General features: G+C 60.8%; 3 protein-coding genes. All 3 read right to left on the bottom strand.

What is annotated here, in order from left to right; translation table 11 throughout:
- Nucleotide 1: 1 nt before the first annotated feature.
- On the bottom strand, nt 2-760 hold the full coding sequence (locus HUJ17_RS01125; RefSeq protein ID WP_290508977.1) for a glucose 1-dehydrogenase: 759 nt from the start codon (nt 758-760) through the stop codon (nt 2-4).
- A 238-nt stretch (nt 761-998) separates the two neighbouring features.
- Complete coding sequence (locus HUJ17_RS01120) at nt 999-2,339, bottom strand: oxygenase MpaB family protein (protein ID WP_290508976.1); 1,341 nt, start codon at nt 2,337-2,339, stop codon at nt 999-1,001.
- 267 nt (nt 2,340-2,606) lie between these two features.
- Nucleotides 2,607-3,392, bottom strand: coding sequence for a class II aldolase/adducin family protein (locus tag HUJ17_RS01115; protein WP_290508975.1), 786 nt, complete (start codon nt 3,390-3,392; stop codon nt 2,607-2,609).
- Nucleotides 3,393-3,712 lie beyond the last annotated feature (320 nt).

Genomic DNA, 3,712 nt, shown 5'->3' with positions numbered 1-3,712 from the left:
GTCAGCGAGCGGTCATTCCGCCATCCACGGCCAGGGCTTGCCCGGTCACGAAGCTGGCCAGTGGCGAGGCCAGCCAGATCACGGCATTGGCCACTTCCTCGGGGGTGCCCATGCGGTTCATGGGGTGCAGGCCGGCAAACTGGCTTTCGGTTTCCGGTTCCTTGCCGGTAATCCGGTCAATCATTTCGGTTTTGATGGCGCCGGGGCAGACCGCATTGACGCGGATGTTCTGCTCTGCGTATTCCAGGGCAGCGGTTCGAGTGAGCTGCACCACACCGCCTTCAGACGCGCAGTAAGCGGGTAACCCCGCAAACCCCACCAGGCCGGCAACGGAGGCCATGTTCACAATGGCGCCATGGCCTTGCTTTGCCATCAAGCCCAGTTGGGTTTTCATGCACAGAAAGACCCCGCGCAGGTTGGTGGCAAGGGTGGTGTCGAAGTTGTCCAGTTGGCACTCCGCGGTGGGAGCCATTGCCCCCTCGATACCGGCGTTGTTGCAAGCCGCGTCCAGTCGGCCAAAGTGGGCAAAACCGCGCCGGTGTAACTCGTTCACGTCCTGCGGGTCGCTCACGTCGGCACTGACAAACAATATGTCCCGTCCGGTGGCTTCGCGCAGCGCCTCGGCGGCTTCTTCGCCACGGCGGGCATCCTTGTCGGTGAGTATCAGCTTGCAACCCGAGCGGGCAAAGCCTTCAGCGATGGCGTAGCCGATGCCGGTTGCCGACCCGGTTACCAGTGCAACGGCGGAATGGCTGAACATGCTGGCCCCCTGTATTTCCTGGTGTGTTGACTACTACTGTACGACGGTAATCACGCAATGACTTGATCTGGGGCAATGATCCGGGCGATTAAAAATCAGGGAGAGGTTTCTGCTTTTGTTCCGCGCCAGAACAAAGCGAGTAGAAGTTTCCTTCGGAGTCGGGGGCCTGCAGTGCAGTGATCAATGGTCTCCCGGAAAGGATGACGTACTCCTGTCCGAGAGACGGTTCCTGAGGTGGTCAGGTCGCGTTTTTGATGGTGGGGCTGTACTGCGACGCATCCGTGGTGAATTCCGCATGGCCGTAGTCCACCAGCAGCTCGTTGATGCGCCGGACCAGTATCTTGTCCGCGATCTTGTTGGCCACGGGGATGTCTTGCAAGGTCCGGTAGGCGATCAGGCGGGGCATGATGAACAGCGTGCCGATGCTGGACAGGGCGTAGTCGAGCAGGTGCGGTTCCACGCCCATTTCTTTCGCTTTTGATTTGTCATTCTTGCCAAGAAAGGCCTGGGTGAAGAACACCTTGGAGACGCTGCGCTCCACCAGGTTGTGGACCTTGCTGGTTAGCTTGTTGTCCTTCGGACGATAGACGGACATGGTGGCGCGGGTGAGTTCGCCACAGGTCTCGTCATCGTAGCCCTCGCGCAGGGTACCGGAGTAGGTGAGCATGGTGTTGATAATGTCCGGCGCCTCGGCGGGCAGCAGCTCTTCGGGCAGGCCCAGCAGGAAACACTGGTAGCGGGACAGTTCGACGATGGCCCGCTCGTTACGGGTGAAGTGCTTGCGACCCTTGCGCATGGCCTTGAAGGCGGCCAGGTAGGCGGGCATGGTGCCGGCGGGCATCTGGTCTACCTGGGGAATGGGGATGCCATAAATGGCCGGGTCCCATTTCTTTACCCGCTTGAGAATGTTGAAGCGGACCATGGAGTGCATCAGGCGCACCATGGCAGCGGCCTTGAAGCCGGGCCCGAAGCGTTCCAGGGCACCGGGCAGGGTGGCGGTGGTGAAGAAGCTGGCGGTTTCGTTGATGCGCCGGTTTACCGAATCGTTGGCCAGGGTGCCAGTGATGGCCATGGGCAGGCCGGAGTACTTGTTCATGAAGGTGGCCACGAAGGCGCCACGGATCACGTAAGGGGCCAGGTTGGCCATCTGGTTGCGGCTCAGGCGGGCGCCTTCACGAACCAGATCCATATCCACCCAGTCCGGGGTGGTTTCCATGGCGGTAATAAAGTCCACCAGTTCCTGGGGGGCATCGGGTACCGCGTCGAGCCCTTCGTCGCAGGCTTTCTTCAACATGCCGATCAGGTCACGGAAGCTGTATTCCGACATCAGCGCCGCGTAGGCATCGGCCACGGTGTCACCCAGCAGGGTGTAGGCGCGGGCCCGGTCCACTTTGTCATGGTCGGCGAGGATTTTCTTGCGGTACTTCCTGGCGAAGTGGGGCGGCAATGTACTGCGGACATCCATAGAATCCGTGAATCGCTCCGGGGTGATATCAAAGTCGATATCGCCGTAGAGAGAGGGGATCCGGGTTTTCTGGGCGCGGACCTTTTCCCAGAGAGCGTCCAGTGACTGTGTCATCGGTAACCTCGGTAGACAGTGTCTTTGAATACCCTACACATTGCGTATACCTGCATGGCAAGACAATTAACGGAAGTCGCCTTTCTGTATAGGTTGGCCGGTTTTGGCCCGCTTTGACAGGGGAAATCAGGGAAAGGAAACAGAGTTGTGTGGGGTGTTTGGGGTTGTGTCGTTGGAGCTTTGTTCACAAAGCGAAGGGGGAGATGGCTATTCGCTTTGTGAACAAAGCTCCAACGGGGTGGGGAAGGCTGGCTGAAGCCTGCGGTCTTATTTCTCGTAACCGGGATTCTGGCGATCCAGTTTGCGCAGCAGGCCGGGCCAGGCCAGGTTGCCGCCCATGCCCTTGGTGACCTGGGAGGCTTGCTGCTTGATGGTGTTGACGATGCCGTCGGGGATCGGGGTCAGCGGGCGGTTGCCGGACAGGGCCTGGAGCTGGATTTCGCAGGCGCGCTGGAGGATGAACATGCCCAGGAAGGCATCGGCAATGCTGCTGCCCACGGTGAGCAAGCCGTGGTTGCGCAGGATCATGGAGTTGGCGTCGCCAAGATCGGCCTGCAGGCGGGCCTTTTCGTCTTCACGCAGGGCCACGCCTTCGTAGTCGTGGTAGGCCAGGCTGGCCAGCGGGAACAGGCTTTGCTGGGATAGCGCGAGCAGGCCTTCCTGCTGGGCGGACACGGCCACACCGGCGGTGGTGTGGGTGTGCATCACGCAGTTGGCATCGTCGCGCACGGCGTGGATGGCGCTGTGGATGGTGAAGCCGGCCGGGTTGATATCGAAGTCACTGTCATCGAGCTTGTTGCCGGCCTGGTCTACGCGCACCAGGCTGGAAGCGGTGATCTCGTCGAACATCATGCCGTAGGGATTGATCAGGAAGTGATGCTCGTCGCCGGGGATGCGGGCAGACAGGTGGGTAAAGATCAGGTCGTCCCAGCCGTGCAGGGCGATCAGCCGGTAGGCGGCGGCCAGATCCACACGCAGTTGCCATTCTTCTGCGCTGACGGTGTTTTTCTTGGACTGGATGGCATCCGGGGTCAGTGTTGCCTGGCGGTTCATGGTAGCGCTCTCCCTTGTTTTTCGTTTTTACAGTGTAGAGGGAAAGACCATATCCGGGGCAAGGGGAAAGCGATTGTACGTCGTGGCTGGCCGGAAAGATGGCGGTAACGGCACAGGGAGGGATGTCGGGGTGAGTTCGGGAAGGAACGCATTCGCGGTGGCACCACCGCTCCCACGAGGGGAGCGGGGATCGGTGCCGGGTTAGCGCACTTCCATACCGGGCTGGGCGCCGCTGTCCGGGCTGAGGATGTGGATGTCGTCACCGCCGGGGCCGGCGGCCAGCACCATGCCTTCGGAGACGCCGAATTTCATCTTGCGCG

The organism is Alcanivorax sp. (assembly GCF_014762765.1).
Taxonomy (GTDB): Bacteria; Pseudomonadota; Gammaproteobacteria; order Pseudomonadales; family Alcanivoracaceae; genus Alcanivorax.
This window is presented reverse-complemented; position numbering and strand designations above follow the sequence as displayed.